Source organism: Ruegeria sp. BHSB064, from assembly GCF_059613205.1.
In genome coordinates, this window is sequence record NZ_JBXWSB010000101.1 from 1 (window position 1) to 16572 (window position 16572).

17 protein-coding genes are annotated in these 16572 nt (G+C 57.0%); 9 read left to right on the forward strand and 8 right to left on the reverse strand.

The window, feature by feature from the left end:
• Together AC2FNU_RS19055 and AC2FNU_RS19060 are read left to right on the forward strand one after the other, a co-directional pair.
• Positions 1-785, forward strand: a 785-nt coding sequence (locus tag AC2FNU_RS19055; RefSeq protein WP_496791621.1) for an SDR family NAD(P)-dependent oxidoreductase, incomplete at its 5' end; no start/stop codon positions are given.
• A gap of 111 nt (positions 786-896) precedes the next feature.
• The gene (locus tag AC2FNU_RS19060; RefSeq protein ID WP_496791622.1) at positions 897-1304 is read left to right on the forward strand and encodes a DoxX-related protein; all 408 of its coding nucleotides are present in this window, start codon (positions 897-899) and stop codon (positions 1302-1304) included.
• 358 nt (positions 1305-1662) lie between these two features.
• On the opposite strand, the gene bchJ is transcribed toward AC2FNU_RS19060, so the two are convergent.
• On the reverse strand, positions 1663-2259 hold the full coding sequence (gene bchJ, locus AC2FNU_RS19065; protein ID WP_496791636.1) for a bacteriochlorophyll 4-vinyl reductase: 597 nt from the start codon (positions 2257-2259) through the stop codon (positions 1663-1665).
• Positions 2252-3916, reverse strand: a complete 1665-nt coding sequence (gene bchE, locus AC2FNU_RS19070; protein WP_496791623.1) for a magnesium-protoporphyrin IX monomethyl ester anaerobic oxidative cyclase — start codon at positions 3914-3916, stop codon at positions 2252-2254. The genes bchJ and bchE overlap by 8 nt, the downstream gene beginning before the upstream one ends.
• A gap of 292 nt (positions 3917-4208) precedes the next feature.
• Here bchE and pufB point away from each other — a divergent pair, with 292 nt between their 5' ends.
• From pufB to AC2FNU_RS19090, 4 genes are all read left to right on the forward strand, one after another.
• Positions 4209-4364, forward strand: coding sequence for a light-harvesting antenna LH1, beta subunit (gene pufB / locus AC2FNU_RS19075; protein WP_152458403.1), 156 nt, complete (start codon positions 4209-4211; stop codon positions 4362-4364).
• Between the two features lie 13 nt (positions 4365-4377).
• The gene (locus AC2FNU_RS19080; RefSeq protein ID WP_496791624.1) at positions 4378-4728 is read left to right on the forward strand and encodes a light-harvesting protein; all 351 of its coding nucleotides are present in this window, start codon (positions 4378-4380) and stop codon (positions 4726-4728) included.
• Between the two features lie 105 nt (positions 4729-4833).
• A complete protein-coding gene (locus AC2FNU_RS19085; RefSeq protein ID WP_496791625.1) occupies positions 4834-6234 on the forward strand; it encodes a PucC family protein in 1401 nt (466 codons plus the stop codon).
• A gap of 66 nt (positions 6235-6300) precedes the next feature.
• Positions 6301-6909: a hypothetical protein gene (locus AC2FNU_RS19090; RefSeq protein ID WP_496791626.1), complete on the forward strand. Its 609-nt coding sequence runs from the start codon at positions 6301-6303 to the stop codon at positions 6907-6909.
• A gap of 11 nt (positions 6910-6920) precedes the next feature.
• Here the strand turns inward: AC2FNU_RS19090 and idi are convergent, their stop codons facing one another.
• Genes idi through AC2FNU_RS19120 form a run of 6 tightly spaced genes read right to left on the reverse strand, consistent with a single transcriptional unit; the run spans position 6921 to position 13139 of the window.
• Complete coding sequence (gene idi, locus AC2FNU_RS19095) at positions 6921-7463, reverse strand: isopentenyl-diphosphate delta-isomerase (protein ID WP_496791627.1); 543 nt, start codon at positions 7461-7463, stop codon at positions 6921-6923.
• A complete protein-coding gene (locus tag AC2FNU_RS19100; RefSeq protein WP_496791628.1) occupies positions 7460-8638 on the reverse strand; it encodes a geranylgeranyl diphosphate reductase in 1179 nt (392 codons plus the stop codon). The genes idi and AC2FNU_RS19100 overlap by 4 nt, the downstream gene beginning before the upstream one ends.
• A 2-nt stretch (positions 8639-8640) precedes the next feature.
• Positions 8641-9939, reverse strand: a complete 1299-nt coding sequence (locus AC2FNU_RS19105; RefSeq protein ID WP_496791629.1) for a BCD family MFS transporter — start codon at positions 9937-9939, stop codon at positions 8641-8643.
• Positions 9936-10844 carry a chlorophyll synthase ChlG gene (gene chlG, locus AC2FNU_RS19110; RefSeq protein WP_496791630.1) on the reverse strand — a complete coding sequence of 303 codons (909 nt, stop codon included), beginning with the start codon at positions 10842-10844 and terminating at the stop codon, positions 9936-9938. Before chlG ends, AC2FNU_RS19105 begins: the two co-directional genes overlap by 4 nt.
• Before the next feature lie 47 nt (positions 10845-10891).
• Positions 10892-12310 (reverse strand): transcriptional regulator PpsR, encoded by a 1419-nt coding sequence (gene ppsR / locus AC2FNU_RS19115; RefSeq protein ID WP_496791631.1) that lies wholly within the window; start codon positions 12308-12310, stop codon positions 10892-10894.
• A gap of 1 nt (position 12311) precedes the next feature.
• Complete coding sequence (locus tag AC2FNU_RS19120; RefSeq protein WP_496791632.1) at positions 12312-13139, reverse strand: cobalamin B12-binding domain-containing protein; 828 nt, start codon at positions 13137-13139, stop codon at positions 12312-12314.
• Between the two features lie 260 nt (positions 13140-13399).
• Here AC2FNU_RS19120 and bchF point away from each other — a divergent pair, with 260 nt between their 5' ends.
• The 3 genes from bchF to bchB form a co-directional block, all read left to right on the forward strand.
• Positions 13400-13888 carry a 2-vinyl bacteriochlorophyllide hydratase gene (gene bchF / locus AC2FNU_RS19125; RefSeq protein ID WP_496791633.1) on the forward strand — a complete coding sequence of 163 codons (489 nt, stop codon included), beginning with the start codon at positions 13400-13402 and terminating at the stop codon, positions 13886-13888.
• Entirely contained in the window at positions 13885-15162 is a 1278-nt protein-coding gene (locus tag AC2FNU_RS19130; protein WP_496791634.1) for a ferredoxin:protochlorophyllide reductase (ATP-dependent) subunit N, read from the forward strand. Before bchF ends, AC2FNU_RS19130 begins: the two co-directional genes overlap by 4 nt.
• Positions 15159-16572 (forward strand): ferredoxin:protochlorophyllide reductase (ATP-dependent) subunit B (bchB, locus tag AC2FNU_RS19135; RefSeq protein ID WP_496791635.1); only part of this gene is annotated, 1414 nt, incomplete at its 3' end. The genes AC2FNU_RS19130 and bchB, both read left to right, overlap by 4 nt.

A 16572-nucleotide genomic window follows, 5' to 3' on the forward strand; every position in this document is an offset into this window, starting at 1 on the left:
GGAAAGGCGAAGCGGCACAGCGCAAGCTTTCGGTTTCATCAAAAGGCAAGGCTGACCTGATCCTGATGGACCTAAGCGATCTGTCTTCGGTCCGCAAGGCGGCCGAAGAACTGCGCGGCCGCTATTCCAAAATCGACGGTCTGATCAACAACGCTGGCATCATGATGACGCCGCAGGAAAAAACCGTTGACGGGTTTGACCTGCAGATGGGTGCAAACCATCTGGGCCATTTCCTGTGGACCGGCTTGCTGCTGGATCTGGTGGAAGCTGCCGAAGGCCGCGTGGTTGTACTGTCCAGCCTGGTCCACAAATACGACCCGCTGAATCTGGACGACTTCATGAGCGACACCAAATACACCCCGATGAAGGCTTATACACAGTCCAAACTTTCGAACCTGATGTTCGCGTTTGAATTGGATCGTCGCCTGAAGGCTGCCGGCAGCAAAGCAATCTGCGTCGCCTGCCATCCCGGCTACACCGACACCAATCTGCAATCCACAGGTCCGACCGGCTTTATGAAGGCCATGCTGGCCGTGATGAATAAACTGGTGGCACAACGCCCCGAAGCCGGAGCATATCCGACGGTACTTGCCGCCGCTGGAAACGAAGCGAAACGTGGCGCATTTTACGGCCCGCAAAAGATGGGCGAATCCCGTGGCCCGGTGTCCGACGCAAAGGTTAAAGACCACGCTCTGGACGTAGAAAAGCAGCGTCTGTTGTGGGCGAAAAGCGAGCAATTGGTTGGATTTGAGTTCAACCTGCCCGCAGTCGCGCACGCCGCGTAAGCAAACAATACCACACGAACCCCCTCTAATACCCCTCACTCATGAAACAGGCCCGGGCGGTGCAAGTGCTTCGCCCGGGTCAATTGTCAGTCACAAAGATCGGAACAGCCCGTGACCAAAACACTGTTCATCTGGCTTCTGGGCCTTTTCTTTTTGACAGGCGGGATCACCCATTTTGTTGTTCCCGAAGTATTTGATGGGTTTTTGCCAACATTCATTCCCAAAACCCCCGCCCATATTCTGGCCGGAGTGGCCGAGATCACCATCGCCATCGCCCTGTTCTGGCCCCGGTTTCGGGCCTATGGCGGTTTGTTGGCAGCGATGCTTTGCGCAGCATACTTACCTTTTCACATCTGGGACTTGTTTCGCCCCGACCCCGTTGTCGCACCGCTTTGGGCCGCAATCGCACGACTGCTGATGCAATTCGCTATGATCGGATTTGGCATCCACCTCTGGCGTTCTGAATCCGATTTCACGAAAAACCAGTTTTCCTCGCGCTTCAGCAATCGCCTTTCATAAGATCTGTGCTACGAACTTCTGACCTTCAATGTCAGATTAGCGGTAAACTTCTCCGTGTAATCCATTTTTTCAAGGTTTTACCATGAGCATCGAAAAAACGTTCTACGCTTCTGCACAGGTATCGATTCTGAACTTCGGGCGCAGGGTCAAGCGCGCCGAATTTGGTCCACTCAATCACCGATCCACACAAAAATCCGCTGAACCAGCCTAAGATGAACGCCTGCAATACGTGATGCGTTACTGCAAAAACCCTCTTCGTCAGGTGCAAAGGTTGGGTTCCGGCAGAGTCGGGTTTGCACTGCCCAATGCGGCACTAACACTACCTGCACCAACCAAGCTGAATAGGCTCTTTCTTAGCCTATCCGCCGCGCTGTAACTCGAACTTGCAAGAAACACCTCGCCCCTGCGCACAACATTGCGTTTCCACGCAGCAAACATCTGGTGCAACCAACTCCCGATACAGATGTTCAAACACGGCGGTGTGCCAGAAGCACAAGGGGACAGAGCTTGTTTCGCCCCGGACTATGGGGTTGTCGTGAATTTGAAATGTCCACGCGCCTATCTTTTGGAATTGTCCGGATCCGGCGAAGGTCCAGGCATGTTTCTCTATGGCTTTAGAAAGCAGGGGGGCGGCAAGGACGGCTGGCAAGGCGCGCAAGACTTTCTGGGCAGTTATGGGAATACGGTGACGCAAGATATAGGCGGCCGTGTCTCGACCAGCAGCACAGGTCATTGCCTGCGCCTGTTGAGGAGCGTCTCGACGCAACACCTGATGCAAGCGGGCAGCATGTATTTCGGGGATCATCGCCCGCCCATCCGGCGCAGCCTCCATCCCTGCCTCAGCCAGCATTTCGGAGACCCGAGATGGTCCCTCGGCCATTTCGATCTGTGGCAGAAGTTGTAGGACCGCGTTCGGTCCTATGCGGCCATTGTGTCTTGAACCGTCCTCAGACATCTTCCATCTGCTGATCGCCGCCACCGCAAGCGCGGATCCGGGCCCCGCTTGGCATTTTGAGAGCTTTACTTCTTTGAGCGGCTCGGTCTTTCATCTGTTCTTTCACTGCGGCTCGCCGCTCTGCCGCGCGCGCAGCGCGGTCTGCCGCGGCATCCCAGTCTTCAAGCTGAGCTTCAGCCAATTGCCGGGTTTCGTCAAAATGGAAATCCACTTTTGACTTTGTTTGAGGCCCCCAATACCCGGCCTTGCCAAGATCATAAAAAGTTCTTTGAAAGCCCGCCTTCAGGAAGGCATAGAGACACCCCAGCAAGTACCGCCGCCGGAACCCGGTTCCGCGCCAAGGGTAATGGAACAGCGCTTTCTTCATATAGAACCGGCGGTAGTTGTTCATTACACCATCCAGCAACTCGCCGCGTTCCATTGCGGCAGGTTTCATGATCGGGGTAACGAAGTTATATTTTGAAAAATCAAAGACCTGCACCTGATCCTTCAAATCCTGAAACAGTGGTGTGAACGGCCACGGTGTGTACATCGACCAATTGGCAAGATCAGGTTGCCAGTCCCACGCCATCCGATAGGTCTCTTCCAGCGTTTCGGGGGTCTCGTTATCCAGGCCCACAATAAACTGAGCCTCGACCAAAATATCCGCCTCACGCAGAAGACGGATCGCGGTCTTGTTCTCGTCGACCTTGGTTTCCTTGTTGAACTGATCCAGTTTCATCTGCGCAGCGGCTTCGGTGCCCAATGACACGTGAACAAGGCCAGCCTTGCGATAGAATTTCAGGTTTTCCTTATCCCGATAGATATCGGTGACGCGCGTGTTGATCCCCCATTTCACCCGGCGCGGCAGATCCCGGTCGATAAGCTCCTGGCAGAAGGCCACGAATTTCTTTTTGTTGATGGTCGGTTCTTCGTCGGCAAGGATGAAAAACCCGACCCCGTGGTTATCGACGAGGTCTTCAATCTCGTCCACCACATCCTTTGGATCACGTACCCTGTAATCACGCCAGAACTTCCATTGGCTGCAAAAGGAACAGGTAAAGGGGCAGCCACGTGCAAGATTTGGGATCGCAACACGCGTTCCAAGCGGGATGTAAATGTATTTCTCCCATTCCAACACGGTCCAGTCCGGTTTGATGGCGGACAAGTCCTTGACCGTCGAGGCGGCAGGGGTCGCAACGATCTCATCGCCGTCACAGAAAGCCAGCCCCTTGATCTTGCGCCGGTCGTGTGGCCAGCGGCCATCGCGGATGGCCCGCATCAGTTCCGTACAAATCTCTTCACCTTCTCCGCGAACTATGACGTCGACCCACGGAGCTTCGGACAAGACCTGTTTGTACATGAAGGTGGCGTGCACACCGCCCAACACACGGATCGCGTTCGGCGTAACGTCGCGCGCTATCCGCAATACTTCTTCTGCGCGGTAAATCGACGGAGTGATTGCAGTTACAGCCACAACATCCGGTTTGAGGTCAGCGATTCGAATCGAAAGATCTTCGTCCGGGATTTCATCGGTCATGGCGTCGATGAAATGAATATCGTCGAAACCTGACTGCCGAAGATGCCCGGTCAGATACGCGACCCAAGCCGGTGGCCAGGTTCCAGCTATCTCGGCTCCGCCAGACCGGTAATTTGGGTGAACAAACAGAATCCTCATGGCAGCCTCCCTATGTCATTCTTTCTTGACACTTTTTGTGTCATTACTTGTTGACATAGATCAAAAACGCTGGGCCGGGCGAATGTGAGCCCATGTAGAGACGCAAGATCGTGGCTTCGCAAACTGTCTAATTGACCTGACAGTTTTAACTGTCATATAATAATGACACTTCGACTGTCACTGATGCGTTCCATGTCGGCTGTGCGCGCCCGGTCGAAGGAGTTGCCGTGCGGGATCCGTTCCAAGCATTTCGGGCACTTTCACTTCCACAGCCGACTTACGGGAGGCAATTATGTCTGACGACCCAGAAAAAGTATGGCCAACCGGTCTCAACTTGCGTGAGGCTGAAGAGGTCCACAGCTACCTGATCGACGGGACCCGCGTGTTCGGCGTTATCGCCCTGCTTGCGCACATCCTTGTCGCGGTTGCAACGCCTTGGCTCGGATGAAAGGAGCGAACAGATGAACAATTCGAAAATCTGGCTCGTCGTTAAACCCACTGTGGGCATTCCGCTGTTCCTATCAGCTGTTGCCGTGGGTTCTTTCGCAGTCCATGTAGCGGTTCTCAGCAACACCACCTGGGTGTCTGACTTCCTGTCGGGGCAACCGCTGGGAAGCGGTGATGAAACCGCAATGTTGCCACAGGAAAATGGTGACGCAACGGCCAAGGCCTCATTTGTTGCATCAGGCGCCGCTCAAAATGGTGATCGGATTCTGGTCGAGTTGCCTGACGGCACATTGGCCATCGCGACAATCGAGGCACCGGCAGAGCTTGCGTCAGCATCGGGGGCCGTTCCGCTACCGGACCACTAAGCCTCGATCACTGCGTGGAACGGGTCCGGTGTCCTCCGGCGCCGGACATTCCGGTCGAAAATACCTTTCGACTGGCACCAGAGTTTTTGGGATTTGAATTCAGCAATGCTCGACTACCGATCATTCGCCTTGAAGAAGCTGTCGCGTCTCAGCAACCGATATCTGCCCTTTGCAGATGTAGCGAGCGAAGACGTCCCGATGAGCCGCCTGTTGCGGCTTTCGCTGTTTCAAGTGACGGTTGGCATGGCATTGGTTTTGTTGGTCGGAACCTTAAACCGTGTGATGATCGTAGAACTGGGTGTGTCCGCCGCCTTGGTCTCGGTGATGATTGCCTTGCCCATTCTGTTCGCACCTCTGCGCGCTTTGGTGGGCTTCAAATCCGACACCCACAGCTCGGCTTTGGGTTTGCGACGTTTCCCCTACATCTATCGCGGCACGCTTTTGCAATTCGGTGGCTTCGCCATCATGCCCTTCGCGCTGTTGGTGTTGTCTGGCTACGGCGAGGCCATAGACGCCCCGCGCTGGATCGGCCTGTCGTCCGCGGCCCTGTCCTTCCTTCTGGTCGGCGCGGGTGTACATATGGTGCAAACTGTTGGATTGGCCTTAGCCACTGATCTTGTGCCGGAAGAAGACCAGCCCAAAGTCGTCGGGTTGATGTATGTCATGCTGTTGATCGGTATGATTGGGTCCGCCTTCGTTTTTGGCGCCCTGCTTGAGAATTACAGCCCCGGAAGACTGATTCAGGTTATTCAGGGAGCCGCTGTTTTAACAGTGTTGTTGAACGGGTTTTCAGTGTGGAAACAAGAGGCCCGAGGCCGCCACACGCGACAGGTCGTCGGGCCGACTTTCTCGGATGCCTGGGCTCAGTTTGCCAACCGATCAGGCGCAAAGCGTCTATTGGCGGTGATCGCCCTGGGAACCTTTGCCTTTGGCATTGCGGACGTGATTATTGAACCCTATGGCGGTCAGGTGCTGCATATGTCGGTTGCAGCAACAACAAAACTGACCGCAACACTCGCCTTGGGAACGCTGTTTGGCCTGGCAATCGCATCCCGTATTCTGGGGCGAGGCGGATCGCCTATCTACATGTGTCTGATCGGGGCATTGGTTGGTATCCCGGGGTATGTCGCGATCATTCTCGCATCGCCGCTGGACTGGCTGGGCCTGTTTGTCTTTGGCACTTTTGCCACCGGAGTAGGCGCAGGGCTTTTCGGCCATGGCACGCTGACCGCCACCATGCGATCCGCACCTAAATCTCAAACCGGTCTGGCGCTTGGGGCCTGGGGCGCTGTGCAGGCGACAGCAGCCGGGGCTGGCGTTGCCTTGGGCGGTGTCATCCGGGATATGATGCTTGAGTTGCAAGGCGATCATCACTTCGCACCAGGAATGGCATATCTACCCGTCTTTTCGATGCAGATCCTTTTCCTTGCTCTTGCGTTGGTCGCAGTGCTGCCACTGATGCGATTGCCTTCTACCCAGACCGACAATTCGGCCTACCTTAGATGATACGCCGACGAAACTGACTGTGAAACACGCCGCCAAACGACCTTGAACCAAAGAACAGGAGCGATCATGACGACTGTAATATCAAGAGTATACGCAGCCGAAGCGACAGCCCAAGGCGTAATGACCGCGCTAAGCGAGGCTGGCCATCCCGAGGCGAATTTTGATATGTTCGAAGGGGGCGGGCGCGGCTTGTTGGCCAAGATTGTTGCCGCCCGTGTCAGCGAAGAAACCGCCAAAATCTACGTTAAAATGCTCAAGGAAGAAGGGTCTCGGCTGATTGTGATGCGTGCGCCTTTCACCCCGTTTGGAGCCGCTCGGAACGCCCTTGCGATCATGGACAGTGTTGAAAGCGTTCCTGCAAAGGTGGAAACCGAAACTCAGTACATTCGCGACGAACCGGACATGGACCTGTTCATCCGTCAGAAAATCTTGATGGATCACCCACGTTTTTTGACACCTGATATGAACCCCCGAGCCAATGCCGACCGAGGTTTGGTTTCGGCCGCGTTGCATTGGAAAATACTGACCAAACACCGCACCAAACGCTCGGCCATGACAGGGACACGCTATATGTCTCAGCGCATACTGCCGTTCAAACTTTTGTCAGACAAACCGCGGAAGAACTCGGTGATTTCAGGCGGTCGGCGGATGCTCTATAACCCTTCAGCCGAATAAACGTATGCGGGTTAAGCCAGAAGGTCAGCCATGAGCGTTGGCTTGAAAATCCGGTGCGCGTGGTTGCGCATGTAGATTTTTAACCAGGGCGTGAACGCCTCTGGTGCTCGATTGATTTCTGCATTCAGCTCATTCACGTGAACCCAGCGCGTGTCAGACACCTCGTTCGGGTTTGGTTGAACGGTCATATCCGCAGTTGCTTCGGCACAGAAAACATCCACCAGCTCATGCTCGATCAATTCCTGCCCCACGTCTGCGCGATATTCCAATACAGTGGAAAAGCGAGGTGAAAGGCCGGTGATCCCCATCTCTTCGCGCAACCGTCGGGTGGCACAATCGACAGGAATCTCACCCCAATCGGGATGTGTACAACAGGTGTTGGCCCAGAGGCCCGGTGTGTGATACTTGCACGCCGCCCGCTTTTGCAGTAGCAGGTTTGACCCCTGCATAACAAAGACCGAAACCGCTTTGTGACGCAGGCCCAGCTGATGCACTTTTAGTTTTTCGACGGGTTTCAGCTCACCGTCGAACCAAGCGGGGATCATCGTGTTCATACGAATTCCGCCCGGACCAGCCCTGTCAAATGTGCAAGGTTCTTCAGTCCGATGCGCACATGCGCCATTGGTCGTGCCTTGACCAGCTTTTTGTTCATATAGGCCTCGAACGTCAGGCGCTGCACATCGATGTCATGGCACAGCGACACGAACCGCTCGCGCCGATCGTCCGAGCGGTAATAGGCGTTTTGCATCGATGCGAGCACACGGAAGACCGTCTTATGCTCTTTCAGGAACAATCGCCGCGCCAGTTTAAGGTCGGAAACCCTGCCCGAGGCGAGGCAGGCTTGCGCAGCCGTCGCCGCAACTGTGCCGCCGACCATTGCATAATAAATCCCTTCGCCAGAACTGGGCGCAACCACCCCTGCAGCATCTCCAGCCAGCACAACGTCGCGCCCGTTATCCCAGCGATCCAACGGTTTTAGAGGGATCGGCGCGCCTTCATGGCGGATGGTGCGGCATTCCTCAAGCCCCGATGCGCACCGCAACTCTTTCGTCGCTTTCTTGAGGTCGAACCCGTTGATACCTGTCCCCATGCCAACGCTGGCGGTGCGGCCGTGTGGGAATACCCAGCCATAGAAATCCGGAGAAATCGACCCGTCATAGACCACGTCGCATCGGGTCGGATCATAAGCGTTCACGGCCTCAGGCGCTTCGATAATCTCATGATACGCAATGACATAGGGAATTTTGTCACCGCCGGGAACCTCGGCCCGCGCTACGTTTGACCTGGCGCCATCCGCGCCGATGATCAGCCGCGTGGGCAGCTTGACCTCTTCCTTGCTCTGTTTGTCCCGATAGACCACCGACGGGCCGCGCTCGTCCCGTTCGATCCGCAGGAATGTCCCCGTATGGCGCTGCGCACCGGCGGCTTGTGCCCGCCTGCGCAGGAACTCATCAAAATGCTCACGGTCGACCATTCCGACAAAGCCGTTTTCGATGGCAATATCCACTTGCCGCCCGGTCGGAGAGATCATGCGCGCCGTGTTGATCTTGGCCACCAATTGCGCGTCAGGGATGTTGTAGTCCTCTATCAACCGAGGCGGGATCGCCCCGCCACACGGTTTGATCCGTCCGTCCCGATCCAGCATACAAATCTTGTGCCCGGCCTTTGCCAGATCTTCAGCGGCTGTGGCTCCGGCTGGGCCGCCACCGACGACTACGACATCATACATGGCTATTCTCCCGCAACGACGTGCGTGTCACGTCGCGTTTCGTGAATGACTTGAACGGCAAGGATTGCGGCGGCGACAAACAAGGCAGCTTCCGCAAGGAAGACAGCCCCAAACGCGTTTGCATCCGACATGGCCGACCGGAACACGTCCGCCGCCGCTGCGCCCAGCAAACCACCAACACCTGCTGCAATTGCCTGCGCGGCTCCCCAAAGACCCATACGCGTGCCTTCTTGTCCGCTGGCATGCTCACCAGCCAGTTCCATCATCGCGCCGATTGCAGCCACGGCGAACATGCCATTGAAGAACCCAAGCGCCACAACGGCCCATATCAGCGGGGCGCCCGGCCCCACCTGGCCCATCGCGAAGATCATCCCAAGACTGAGCGCCGAACCCAGGCAACCCGCAACCACCCAACCCCGCAGCGATCCGATCCTCAGCCCAGTTACCGCGATCCCGACCGAAAGCATCCCAAGGAATACGCCACCGTTTTGTGCCCCGGACAGGGATGTGGACTCGCCCGGGGTAAAGCCAAACACCAGCCCTGCATAGGGTTCCAAGATCAATTCCTGCATGAAGAAGGCGGTCATCGACAGGAAGACAAACACAGTGAACCTGCGCGCTGCATCATCCGCCCAGACGTCGCGCAGCGCGTCGCGGAACCGCGGTTTGGCTCTGGATGGCCGCGTCTCGGTTTGGACACCAGCCTCGATGCGCCATGTCGCCAGCGACGTCAGCGCAACAGCGCCAATCCCGACACACGCGACGATGACAAGCAGTCTGGTCGGGCTGTAGGGATCCAGCATCGCGCCGACAGAAGCTGCGGTAACTGCGATCCCTGCAATCATCATCAGCCAAGTGATCGTTGCAGCCGCCGCTCGGCGGCGTGGCGCTGTGGCCGTTGCCAGCAAAGCCAGCAATGACGTGCCCGACGCGCCGACACCCAGGCCAATCGCTGTGTATGAGAGGACCGACAGGAACAGTGCCAACCAGAAGCTTTCACCAAAGAGCGGGATGCAGAACGCCGCACCCAAGGCTCCTAAGGCAAGGATCGCCATGCCTCCGATAACCCATGGCGTCCTCCGCCCCGTCGCATCTGACAGGAAACCCCAATGGGGGCGGGAAATCTGAATACCGTAATGCAGGCCCACCAACAGGCCCGGCAGGATCGCAGGCAGCGCCAGCTCGACCACCATCAGTCTGTTCAGAGTCGAGGTCGTTAGAACCACGATGCTCCCCAAACACATCTGAACCAGACCCAGCCGGACAATGCTAATCCATGAAAGATATCCGGAGTTGCTCATAGCACAGCCTCCAATCCACGCAGACCAAAGGCCGCGACCATCATGCCACCGACGTAAAGCGAAACGCCGGTGCCGTTGTACCAAGGTGCCTTTGCCTTCGGGTCTCTCAGCAAGACGCGCATTGCCATCAGCTGACCGAACACTGCGGCCAGGATAGCCACGGCAAAAATCGTTTGGCCCCAAAGCGCCAATAGAGCAATGACCGCCAATTGCGGAACAATCATCACCCAACATGCCAAACGCGCCGCGCGTTCGGGTCCGAGCGTCACCGGGAGAGAATTGATCCCCAATTGTCGATCACCCTCTAACGCTTTGAAATCATTCAACGTCATGATCCCATGCGCCCCAAGCGCATACAGCGCGGCGATGATCACAACTTGCAAGGAAGGGGCCCCAGCAGACAGAACTGCCGCGCCGGTGAACCAGGGCAGCCCTTCATAACACAGGGCCACCAGCCCCGGACCCCACCAGCCAGACCGTTTCAGCCGGACAGGTTCGGCCGAATAGGCCCATGCCGCCAGCACTCCAAACACGGTTGCGCCAAAGCCCCATGGCCCCAACTGCCAACCGACCGCCAAAGCAAGAACGCTCATCGCGATTGCGATCCAGGCCCCCCACATACCGGGGATGCGGCCCGAGGGAATGGGGCGGTGCGGCTCGTTGATCTTGTCGACATGGCGGTCGCACCAGTCATTTGCGGCCTGGCTCATCCCGCAGACAATCGGGCCGGCAAGGACCAGCCCCAACAGGATCAGACCGATATGTCCGGACAGCACTCCGCCCGAGGACACCACACCACACAAAAATGCCCACATCGGCGGGAACCAGGTAATGGGTTTGATCAACTCCAAAGCCGCCAGTGGCTGCGGCCACGAGGACGAGTGTAAATCTGGATTTGCGCTCATGTGTCAATCTTGATTGACAACGTGAGTCGATGCAAGGAAAACGCGTACTATTCGTTCTCTTGTTTTTCCTGAATGCCCAACTTGTGCAGCTTTACATACAGGCTTTGCCGCGACAGACCCAGCATCTCGGCAGCGGCAGCCCGGTTATTGCCCGTCAACTCGATCGCCGTTTCTATGCACATGCGTTCGATCACGTCTGTGGTCTGGGACACAATATCTTTCAGTTGCGCTGATCCGACCAGATCAACAACGTTTCCACCTGTAAGGTTGCTTTGGGTGTTCGCCGGTGCGCGCATTGCTTCGGACCGGGTGGCGTCACGAATGACAAACGCGACCGAAGGGTTCGAGCGATTGTTCAAGTAGGTGACCGAAACTTCAGCAGCGGTCCAAACGCCTACGTCGTTGCAGAACTTGGTCGAATAGATCGACATACGCCCGGATTTGACAGCGTTGTCCAGCAACACATTCAGGTCAATCTGACCCCGCGACATGTATTCGGCCAAACTGGTCCCGCGCACATCCACGTGATGCGCAAAGTCAACAAGCCTGAGAAAGGCATCATTTGCTGACAAGATCACGCCTTTGCTGTCCGTAAACACAATCGCTTCGGCGCCCGAGCGGTAAAGCCGCGCCAGATTGTCTGAAAGTTTGTCGCTGGCGTGTTCCTCTGACGTCCCGGATTCCAAGCGACAGATCAGCATACGCTCGCCCCCGGCGCGGAAACTGATCGGTGTAATCGTAATTTCACTTCGAGTGCGCTTGGTTTGGATCGTGACCTCGGCGTCCACCTCAGACAGCGCCAAGGCCAGAATGTTCTGAACAAACTCGGCTCGCCCACGATCCTTGAATTCATTGGCAAAGGGCTGACCCTGCAGCTGGTCTTTGGCCGCCCCCAAGAGATGCGCAGCGGCATCGTTCAGGTCACGAATCCGACCGTCTGTGACAGACACAAGCACAAAAGCCTCTCGGATAACCGACATCAGCATGCGATAGCGCGCATCGAATTCACGGCGCTCTTCATAGCCTTGCTCAAGAGCAAGCTGTGCCTGAACCAGTTGTTGTTGCGTTTCAGCGACTTGCCGAAGGTCACGACCCAACATCAGGATCGCGCGCTCGCTATGCCCAATTGGATGTACCGAGTATCGCACCGGGTATTGCCACACCAGTTTGTCGCGATGATTCAATTCGACCCGCTGGACAGCTTCGCTTTCGGAACTTTGCTCAAGTATGCGATCCAGCTTGGGGCAGCATTCCTCGGTCAGAAAATCGGATAATCTGCGACCGATCCAATGATCCAGATTGCCGTAGGGTGATCCATTTTCATTGACCAGAGCAGCCATCACTACGCCGTCGGCGTCCAGTATCAAAGCAATATCTGATGCCTCGGCCAAAACGCCGGACAAAAACTCGGGCTCGATCATCGGCAATGCCGCGATCTGCCAAGGGTTCGGCTTGCCGGACGTCATCTTACTGCGCCGCCAAAGGATCCAAGCGATCCCTGGCCTGCGCCAGGCCGGCAAGTGCAACCTCGAAACTGGATGTTGTGATATCCGCCCCTGTACCTGCTGAAGTTATCTGCACTTGCTTTTCTATGGCTCCCCCAACGACCAGTCTTGGCGGCTGGTCAATTTCTGACCGAATACGTGCGATCAATTTTACAGCATTGTCAAGAGCGTGGGTACCCGCACACGAGATCAAAACAGCATCAAATTTGCCGCGGCGGATACAGGATATGGCCTCTTTCTGGTTGGCCCCGGCCAACAACTGAACGGAACACCCCATGCGACGCAGCTGCGATGTCATGACCACAGAGCCTATCATATGTTGTTCGCCCGGTGCGATGGCCACAAGAACAGTGGGTTGCCCGGTCCGGCGGGGACGCATGTCCCAAGTGTCGGAAAGCGCTTTGCACAGTGTATAGAGACGCGAGGAAACCAGTGTTACGGCTGCAAAGCTTGCCTCATCATCCACCCACATCTGACCGGCGCGACGGGCGGCTTCCGGGATACATACGTCAATGATATCTGTGGATTGGAGTCCAGTTCCCTCGAGAAACTCAATAGCCGCCTGCTGGGAAAAACGCCCCGGTGACATCACCTGAGAAAACAGCCAGTCTGTCACCGCGTTCAAATCAAGTGCGGATGAGTTCTGCCTCTGCGAGTCCAACGAATGAAGCACTTGCTTGGCAAACGCTTCAAGCTGGTTCTGGTCCAGAGGTCGATTACCTTCGAATGGATCGACAGGGGGCATCGGATTGTCCAATCCTTGCTTACGGGCGGCGACCGGAATCGGCACGAGGCACTTCCGGCGGCTGCAATTCAGTTTGATGGAAGTGGGTAAAATTGTCAAACTTAGTAGACATGCTGTGGATATCTTTGGAGTATCCAACAGCGGCGTAAATTTTTAATTTTTAAAAACAAAGGTTTATAGTTCTTTAGGTTGGACTTGCCGCTGAAATCAGCAACTTGAGGCGTCAGAATCAAAGTGTAAGTTTTAATTGACACATTCCCGTTTGGGCTTCTACGCTGAGATAGGAATTCAGCAGGGAGGCCATCATGGCGCAATCAGCCATGACTACGCCTGGAACGCACCAGCTTTACACACCGGAACAACTGGCGCGCCGGGACAGCACATATTGGACGACCGTTCAGGGCATCCTGGCACCGCTGCAATTTGCGGTGTTTCTTGTCTCGCTTGGGTTGGTGCTGCGCTACCTTGCAACCGGTGAGGGATACATGATCGCCACCGTTTCGATTGTCCTGAAAACGCTCGTTCTCTACCTCATTATGGTCACCGGTGCGATCTGGGAAAAGGTCGTGTTCGGGCAGTACCTGCTGGCCCCTGCCTTCTTCTGGGAAGACGTTTTCAGCTTTCTGGTCATCGCCCTGCACACGGCGTATTTGGTCGCCCTTTCAACAGGTTGGCTGACACCAACGCAATTGATGCTGCTGACCTTGGCCGCGTATCTGGCCTATGTGATCAACGCCGGGCAGTTCCTTTGGAAACTGCGCCGCGCGCGGTTGCAGATGCAGGCCAGCGCATGAATACCGCTGCTCCCATATCCTCGGGCTGTACCCAGACGCCGCTGCTGCGTGAGCGTGGGCAGCACGAAGTTTTCTGCGGCCTGACATCAATCATCTGGTTGCACCGGATGATGCCGGATTCCTTCTTTCTGGTGGTCGGCTCGCGCACCTGCGCGCATCTGCTGCAAAGCGCCGCTGGCGTCATGATCTTCGCCGAGCCGCGCTTTGGCACAGCGATTCTTGAAGAGACCGATCTGGCCGGCATGGCCGACGCGCAGCAAGAGATCGACCGCGAAGTTGACCGTTTACTGTCAAGACGGGCTGACATTCGCCGATTGTTCCTTGTTGGCTCTTGCCCGTCCGAGGTGATTAAGCTGGATCTTGCCAAAGCGGCTGAGCGGCTGAACGCGCGCTATGCGCCCAAGATCCGGGTGCTGAACTTCACCGGCTCGGGGATCGAGACCACGTTTACGCAGGGCGAAGACAGTTGCCTGTCCACGATGGTTGCAGCGATGCCCAACAGCGACGCCGCGCAGCTGGTCGTCGCCGGGGGTCTGCCGGACGTTGTTCAGGATCAGATGCTGGACCTGCTGTCGAAGATCGGTGTGTCGAACGTCCGGCTGCTCCCCAATCGCTCCAGCGACCAAGAGTTCGGGATTGGACCGAATACTCAGGTGGCCTTTGTGCAGCCCTTCCTGGGTGAGACCCACGACATTCTGGTGCGCCGGGGCGCACAACCGATCCGCGCGCCGTTCCCTTTGGGTGAGCAAGGTACAAGCGCCTGGCTGCACGCCGTCGCGGCCCGTTTCGGCATCTCGGCAGATCATGTGGATGCGGTAACGCAATCCGCGCGCCTGAGGGCACAGAAGGCGATTGCACAGGCTTCGGAACCGCTCAGCGGGAAGCGCGTTTTCCTGATGCCCGACAGCCAGTTAGAGGTTCCGCTGGCACGTTTCTTGTCCCGAGAATGCGGCATGGAATTGGTTGAGGTCGGTACGCCCTACTTGCACCGCGATCTGGTCGGCCAAGACCTTGCTGAAATCCCAAACGGCCCAACTCTGTCGGAAGGCCAGGATGTCGAAAAACAGCTCGACCGCATACGCGCTGCACGGCCCGACCTGACGGTTTGCGGGTTAGGGCTTGCCAACCCGCTCGAAGCCGAAGGGCTGGCGACCAAATGGGCCATCGAGCTGGTCTTCTCGCCCATCCATTTCTACGAACAAGCTGGTGATCTGGCCGGTTTGTTCGCCCGCCCGCTGCGTCGGCGCGGCCTTTTGGGGGTGGCGGCAGAATGAAGCTTTCAGTCTGGACATATGAAGGCCCGCCCCATGTAGGGGCCATGCGCATCGCAACGGCGATGACCGGGCTGCATTATGTTCTGCACGCGCCGCAAGGCGACACTTATGCCGATCTGCTGTTCACCATGATCGAACGTCGCAATCACCGTCCTCCGGTGACCTATACGACGTTCCAGGCGCGTGATTTGGGGTCGGACACTGCCAAACTGTTCCGCGACGCCTGTCAGGCTGCGTATGACAGGTTCCAGCCGCAGGCCATGATCGTTGGCGCCTCCTGCACCGCCGAGTTGATCCAGGACGATCCCGGTGGGCTGGGCGAAGCCCTGGGGTTGCCCGTTCCGGTGATCCCACTGGAATTGCCCAGTTATCAGAGGAAAGAGAATTTCGGCGCGGATGAGACCTTCCTGCAAATCGTGCGCGCCCTCGCCAAACCGACCGATCGCACCACGCGCGTGTCGTGCAACCTGATCGGCGCCACCGCGCTGGGGTTCCGTCATCGCGATGACATCACCGAAATCACCGCCTTGCTGAACGATATGGGTGTCGATGTGAATGTCACCGCCCCTTACGGCGCGACACCGTCCGACGTTGAGCGCTTGGGGGCCGCACATTTCAACGTGCTGATGTATCCCGAAACCGGCGAAAGCGCTTGCCGCTGGATGGAACGGAACCTGGACCAACCCTATACGCGCATTGTTCCCATCGGTGTCGGTGCGACACGGGATTTCGTCAATGAGGTAGCCGCACTTGCAGGATGCGCGCCGTGTCTGGATACCGACCGGCTGCGCCTGCCGTGGTACTCGGCCAGCGTCGACAGCACCTATCTGACCGGCAAGCGTGTCTTCCTGTTTGGCGATGGAACCCATGTCGCCGCCGCCACCCGCATCGCACGCGAGGAAATGGGGTTCGAAGTCGTCGGCATCGGTTGTTTCAACCGCGAAATGGCCCGCCCGATCCGCGCACTTGCCAAAGAGATCGGCGTCGAGGCGCTGATCACCGACGATTACCTTGAGGTCGAGGCGCAGATTTCGGACCTCGCGCCCGAACTGATCCTCGGCACGCAGATGGAACGCCATATCGGCAAGCGTCTGGGCATTCCTTGCGCCGTCACCTCAGCTCCGGTTCATGTGCAGGACTTCCCCGCCCGCTATTCGCCGCAGATGGGTATCGAAGGCGCGAATGTGATCTTTGACACTTGGGTACATCCGCTGGTCATGGGTCTGGAGGAACATTTGCTGCACATGTTCCGCGAAGACCCCGAATTCAACGACGCCGCCGGCCCCTCGCATCACGCCCATGGGGCCAAACAGGTTGCTGAAACGGCTGAATCCACCAGCGCCCAGATCATCTGGTTGGATGAGGCCGAGCGTGAGCTGCGCAAGGTCCCCTTCTTCGTGCGCGGCAAGG